Origin of the sequence: Enterorhabdus sp. P55 (genome assembly GCF_009911695.1) — a bacterium.
In the GTDB taxonomy this organism is placed as follows: Bacteria; Actinomycetota; Coriobacteriia; order Coriobacteriales; family Eggerthellaceae; genus Enterorhabdus.
The window spans coordinates 1-5,693 of sequence record NZ_QWKK01000121.1; the positions used below are offsets into that span (position 1 = coordinate 1).

Below are 5,693 nucleotides of genomic sequence, written 5' to 3' on the forward strand. Positions count from 1 at the left end.
CCGGCGCGCGGGGGCCGGGGGCCGCGGATGGCGGGCAGGCCGAGGGCGGGGTCAAGGCCGGTGTCGCGGGCATGGAGCGCGGCGCGGCGGGCGCGGGACCCGGCGTCGGCGTAAAGCACCAGATCGAGGCCGAGGGGGATGACAAGTCCCGCCAGCACGAAGCCTCCCCAGAAGAGCCAGGCTCCCGGGCCGGCCACGAGCGCGGCCACCGACGCGCGGGCTGCGGCATCGGTGAGCGTAGCGGCTGCGGCGGGGGCGGCAGCCAGGGCGTCGAGACTCGACGGGTCAGCCGCAGACGCGGGCGTCGCAACGGCAGGAGCGAGCGCGGCGGCACCCGCCGAGATGGCGGCCGCCAAGTCGGGCAAAGAGCCCCCGGCCGCCAGCCACACCGCCACGATGGCGGCTGCGACCGCCACGGCCTCCAGTGCGATGAGGGCGCCGTCAGCCAGAGCCAGGCGCGCGAGCACGACCCCGAAGTCAGCCGAAGCGCCGGTCAGGTGCGCCGTCGCCATCACGAGCGCGATGCCGCACGAGGCGGCCGAGAGCGTGAACAACGCCGGCAGCCAGGGCGTGCACCACAGCGGCACCGCGGGCATCGACGCCAGCAGCAGCCCCGTGTAGGCGGCCGTGGTCAGGGCCGCCAGAGCGGTGAGCGCCTCTAAGGTCGCCAGCGCGCCGGGCCGAACGGCCAGGGCGCCGCGCCAGATGGCGGCCAACAGCGCCGCCAGCCCGAGGCAGACCACAAGGGCCCAGGCGCCGAGGGAGATGTAAGAGGGAGTGGGCGAGACCATCAGCAGAAGCAGGCGATCGGGACGCCCCAGGTCCGCCGCCAGGCATGCGATGCCCACGGCGAGGCATGCCGCCGACACGGTAAGCGCCGGCGCGAACAGGCGCGACCAACGCCGGCCCTCGCCCGTGCGGAGGCGAGCGGCCAGAGCGGGCGCGAGGACGGAGGTGTCGGCCAAGAGGCCCATGAGGGCGCACACCAGACACCCGCCGGCGCCCGTGCCGCCCAGGAAGAGGTAACCCACCACCAGGTCGCCGAACACGCCCCTCCCCCTTTCCGCCACGCGCCCGCGCGCCCGCCTGTCGCGTCGCGGGTCCCCGACTGCGCCCGGCCTCCGCCGACGCAACCCCCAGTCCGCGCCCGGACTCCGCCGGCACACGAGAGACCCCCGTCGCCCCCAGCTCGAGCGCATTACGTGGCGTCCGCGCCTGCTGGCACGACGCGTTCCACCGACGCGCCGCATCACGCGGCGCTTCCGGCGGGGAGCACCGCGCGACGCCCGCCCTTGTCGTTCGGATTATCATAAGACAATCTTGCCTGAAGCGGTAGCTATAACCTGCGGACGTGGAATCGCCCGCCCGGCACGGGCTGCTCGACGCCGATGTCCCCGCCGCCAGGCGCGCCGAGCCCTCACTGCCACTTTTCGCCGCCCAGATGGCACTAATTTGCGATTTGGTACGGTTGCAAGCCGTCGCAGCCGTCCCAAAGACGCCCTCCCCCCGCTGCCATGCCTCAAAAACAGAGACGTTTTCCCAGGTCGCAGTTTGCCATGACGAACTTCAATATCGCCCAAGTCATCTCACAGCCGTACCAAATCGCGAATTAATGCCAGTTTGGCCGAAGAAAGTGGCGGCAGCACGTCCTTTCGGTCATCGGGAGGCACGCCGCGCGCCGCCTCGCCCGACCAGCCCGCTCCATCGCGCGGCACGGCAGGCTCCCGACGAGCTTCGCGTACGCGGGGCGTTGCGCGAAGCCGCCAGCCGTGCTATAGTGCGCGACCGTAGACATACCGCCTGCCGCCGGGTAGGCCCCAAGCACTCATTTGATGCGCATCGTTAGGCCTTTGAAGATGCTCATCAGATGGGTGCTTTTTGTTTATCCGGCCGCCGGCGATCACGGCGCGCAGCTGCACGCCGCAGCCCGACCGAAGGAGGAAGCCATGAAGCAGTTCGTCACCGAGGACTCGTTCTGGGAGCTGTTCCCCGACGCCCGCATCGGCGTGGTGGTGGCCCACGGCATGCGCCCGACCGCCGAGGTGCCCGAGGAGGACGCCCGCGCCATCGCCCGTCGCCTAGCCGAGGCGAACAGCGCAGCCGATGCGCACCTCAATTCCAACACCATCTCGCAGAACGAGGTGGTAGCCGTCTGGCGCGACGCGTACCAGAAGTTCAAGACGAAGAAGGGCGCCCGCTGCTCGGTGGAGAACCTGCTCAAGCGCGTGCTGAAGGGCAACCCCGTGGGCCCCATCACGCCGTCGGTGGACGCGTACAACGCCGTGTCGCTCGCCTACGCCCTGCCGGTGGGCGGCGAGGATATCGACGCCATGGACGGCGACATCCGCTTGGGAATCACTGAGGGCGGCGACGCGTTCCGCGCGCTCGGCGAGGACGAGGACGCCCCCACGCTCGCCGGCGAGCTGTGCTACCGCGACGACGCAGGCGCCATCTGCCGCTGCTGGAACTGGCGCGACGGGGTGCGCACGGCGCTCACGGACGAGTCGGCCAAGGCGTTCCTCATCATCGAGTCGGTGGATCCGGCGCGCGCCGACGACCTGCAGGCCGCCATTGACGAGCTGGCCGAGCTGGTCGAGCAGCACCTGGGGGCGACTATCTTCGCGAAGGAGGTCGTCACGCGCGACAACCCGACCATGGTCATCGATGAGTAGGACCGCGCTCGCCTCGGGCGTGGGCGTCGGCTCAAGCTCGGGCACGGCTGCGGGGCAGATCGCGCCCGGGGCCGGCGCCCACGTCGGCGCTTTCGGCTGCTCAAGCCGGCGCGGGGCGCGAGCGCGCGCCGCGGGGGCCGCGCGCCGCTCAGCTGTGGAAGGCGCGCCATGGACTGGGTAGTGCTCATCGCGTCCGGCATGATGGAGTCGGTGTGGGCCATCGCGCTGGGCAAGTCGGACGGGTTCGCGCACCCGGGCCCCACCGTCGTGTTCGTCGGCGCGCTCGTGCTGTCGATGGCGGGGCTCGCCTTCGCCACCAAGACGCTGCCGGTGGGCACGGCGTATGCGGTGTGGGTGGGCATCGGCGCGGCGCTCACCGTCGTCTACGGGATGGTCACCGGCAGCGAGCCGGCCAACCTGGCGCGCATCGCGCTCATCGTCGGCCTGGTGGGCTGCGTCGTGGGCCTGAAGCTGGTCGGGGGCGAGGGGTAGCGCGCCCGGGGAGCGCCGCCCCGTCATGCACGCCGTTCGGCTGCGGCGTCTGCGACGACCCCCACGAGGCGCGCAACCGGCACTGCCCGAACGACCGGACGCCCGGCCCGGCTCGCCCCGCCCGAACGCGGAGGGCCGACAGGGGTCGCGCCGGGAGTTGCGGGGCCGAGCGCGGCCGATTGCGCCCGGACCCGCAGGTTTCTGGCCATTTTCGCCATGGTTTACGCTGATTTCGCCGGATATTCGCGCGCTGAATTTCCCCGACCTGGGGAAACGCCGGGGCCTCCCCCTCCGAGGTGCGTAAAACGTGGCGAAAATGGCCAGAAACCTGCGAGAGGGCCAGCCGGAAGGGGGCCTCCGGCGAGAAGGCGGCTCCTCCGCCGGGGCGGGCGGCCGGCACCCGGCGCGCGAACAGAACCGCGGGCGCCGCGGTGAGCGACGCCCCAGGCGCCCTCGCGACGCGCCCCGGCCAACTGCCGGCGCGCGACCCTACAGGATGCCGGCGGTCTTCAGGCCGAAGTAGCCCAGCACCACCACGCCGACGACGATGCGGTACACGCCGAAGGCGGTGAAGTCGTTCTTCTTGATGTAGCCCATCAGGAACTTGATGGACAGGATGGACACGACGAACGCCGTCACGATGCCAACCGCCAGCACGGCGATCTCCGTGCCGGTCATAGCGAGGCCGCCCAAGACGAACTTGAGCGCCTTGAGCAGGCCCCAGCCGAACATCACGGGGATGGCCAGGAAGAACGTGAACTCGGCCGCCGCCGTGCGCGAGCAGCCGCACAGCATGCCGCCGATGATGGTGGAGCCCGACCGCGACGTGCCGGGAATGATGGCGAGCATCTGGAAGCAGCCGATCTTGAGGGCCGTCTTCCAGTCGATCTCGTCCACGGTGCGCACCTTGAACAGGGCGGCCTCCGCGTCGTCGCCGTCGTCGCCTGGGCCCACGCAGACATCCATCACGCGGCCGTCCGCTGCGCCGGCGGCCACGGGGCGCTCGTAGTAGTCCTGCGGGACGCGAGCATGCCGGCCGCGCGGGCGCTCGAAGACCGGCTGGCGGTCGGCGCGGCTTCCCGCCGCAGGGCGCCGCTGGCTGCGCGCGGCCAGGTAGGCGGCCTCGCGCTTGCGGTTATAGCGCTCGATCGCGATGAACGCGATGCCGTAGATGATGAGCGCGACGGCCACCGTCCACGCGTTGTAGAAGTACTCGCTGAAGAAGTCGTCCAGCGTAAGACCGATGGCCGCCGCCGGAATGCACCCGATGACCACCATGCCCCACAGCCGCCAGGTGCCGCGCTTCTCGGCTGCGGTCTTGCGCGGCGAGAACGGGTTGAGCTTGTGGAAGTACAGCACGAGCACCGCGCAGATGGCGCCGATCTGGATGACCACGAGGAACAGCTCGAGGAACTCGGGGCTCACGGCCAGCTTCACGAACTCGTCGACGAGGATCATGTGACCGGTCGAGGAGATGGGCAGCCACTCGGTGATGCCCTCGACCACGCCGATGAGCAGCGCTTTCAGTATCTCGATGATCATATCCACGGCGAAGTCCTCGTCAGATCGGCAGCAGGTCTGGAGACGCAAACGCGGCCTTACGCCGCGTCAACATCCGGTGCATGGTATCACGGGCCGTCAGAGGGAGCGTATACTTCCGGAAAGGAAACACATTTGGGGGAAGACACGCGGCTTTCGTCGAGAGCGCCGCCTGGCCCGCACGCGGGGCGACAGGCGCTGGCGAAGAACCGGGTGGGAGCTGCGCGTGCCGCGCGGGAGGATCGACGCCCGACAGGGAGGACGAAGCGAAGGGAGGCCCGGTGGCCGACGTCTACGACATGCACTGCCATCTGGGGTTCGCGGCGGATGCGCCGGCGCTTGCCCGCGGGGGCGCGGCGGCGGGCGTCCGCGCGCTGTCGTGCGCGGTGACGCCCGACGACTTCGTGGCGACCCGCGAGCTCCTGGCCCCCTACCCCGACCTCCACGCCGCCTTGGGCCTCCACCCCTGGTGGGTGGCGGACGGCCGCGTGGGCGCGCCTGACCTGGCGTGCTTCGAGGAGCTGGCGGAGCAGACCCCCTTCATCGGCGAGATCGGCCTCGACTTCGCCGGCGCGCGGGCAAGCGCGCGCGAGGCGCAGGTGGAGGCCCTGCGGCGCGCGCTGGCCGCCACCGCGCCGCGCGGGGGCCGGCTCTACTCCGTCCACGCGGTGCACGCCGCCGACGCGGTGCTCGACCTGCTGGACGAGGCGGGCGCCTTCGCGCCTGACGCCGGCAACGATGTGGTCTTCCACTGGTTCTCCGGCACCTCCGCCGAGCTCGCCCGCGCCCGGGCCCGGGGATGCTGCTTCTCAGTGGGGCCGCGCATGCTCGCCACCCGCCGCGGCCGCGCCTACGCCCGCGACCTGCCCGCCGACCGCCTGCTGCTGGAGACCGACGCGCCCTCCCGCCCGGGCGAGGCGCTCGAGGCCGCCGCCTGGCAGGCACGGCTCGACGACGCCCTGGCACAGCTGGCGGCGGCCCGTGGCGACG

Annotated in this window: 5 protein-coding genes; 3 read left to right on the plus strand and 2 right to left on the minus strand. The window is 71.5% G+C overall.

All coding sequences use genetic code 11. The features are described from left to right. Nucleotides 1–1,049, minus strand: a 1,049-nt coding sequence (gene nrfD, locus D1643_RS09410) for an NrfD/PsrC family molybdoenzyme membrane anchor subunit (RefSeq protein WP_160710375.1), incomplete at its 3' end; no start/stop codon positions are given. A gap of 897 nt (nucleotides 1,050–1,946) precedes the next feature. Here nrfD and D1643_RS09415 point away from each other — a divergent pair. Both D1643_RS09415 and D1643_RS09420 read left to right on the plus strand, forming a co-directional pair. Next, entirely contained in the window at nucleotides 1,947–2,672 is a 726-nt protein-coding gene (locus D1643_RS09415) for a B3/4 domain-containing protein (protein WP_160710376.1), read from the plus strand. 168 nt (nucleotides 2,673–2,840) lie between these two features. Then, nucleotides 2,841–3,164 (plus strand): multidrug efflux SMR transporter, encoded by a 324-nt coding sequence (locus D1643_RS09420; RefSeq protein WP_160710377.1) that lies wholly within the window; start codon nucleotides 2,841–2,843, stop codon nucleotides 3,162–3,164. Between the two features lie 489 nt (nucleotides 3,165–3,653). On the opposite strand, the gene D1643_RS09425 is transcribed toward D1643_RS09420, so the two are convergent. Then, nucleotides 3,654–4,706: an undecaprenyl-diphosphate phosphatase gene (locus D1643_RS09425; protein ID WP_160710379.1), complete on the minus strand. Its 1,053-nt coding sequence runs from the start codon at nucleotides 4,704–4,706 to the stop codon at nucleotides 3,654–3,656. Nucleotides 4,707–4,984: 278 nt separating this feature from the next. Between D1643_RS09425 and D1643_RS09430 the strand changes: the two genes are divergently transcribed. Next, nucleotides 4,985–5,693: TatD family hydrolase (locus D1643_RS09430; RefSeq protein ID WP_160710378.1), on the plus strand; the 709-nt coding region annotated here is incomplete at its 3' end.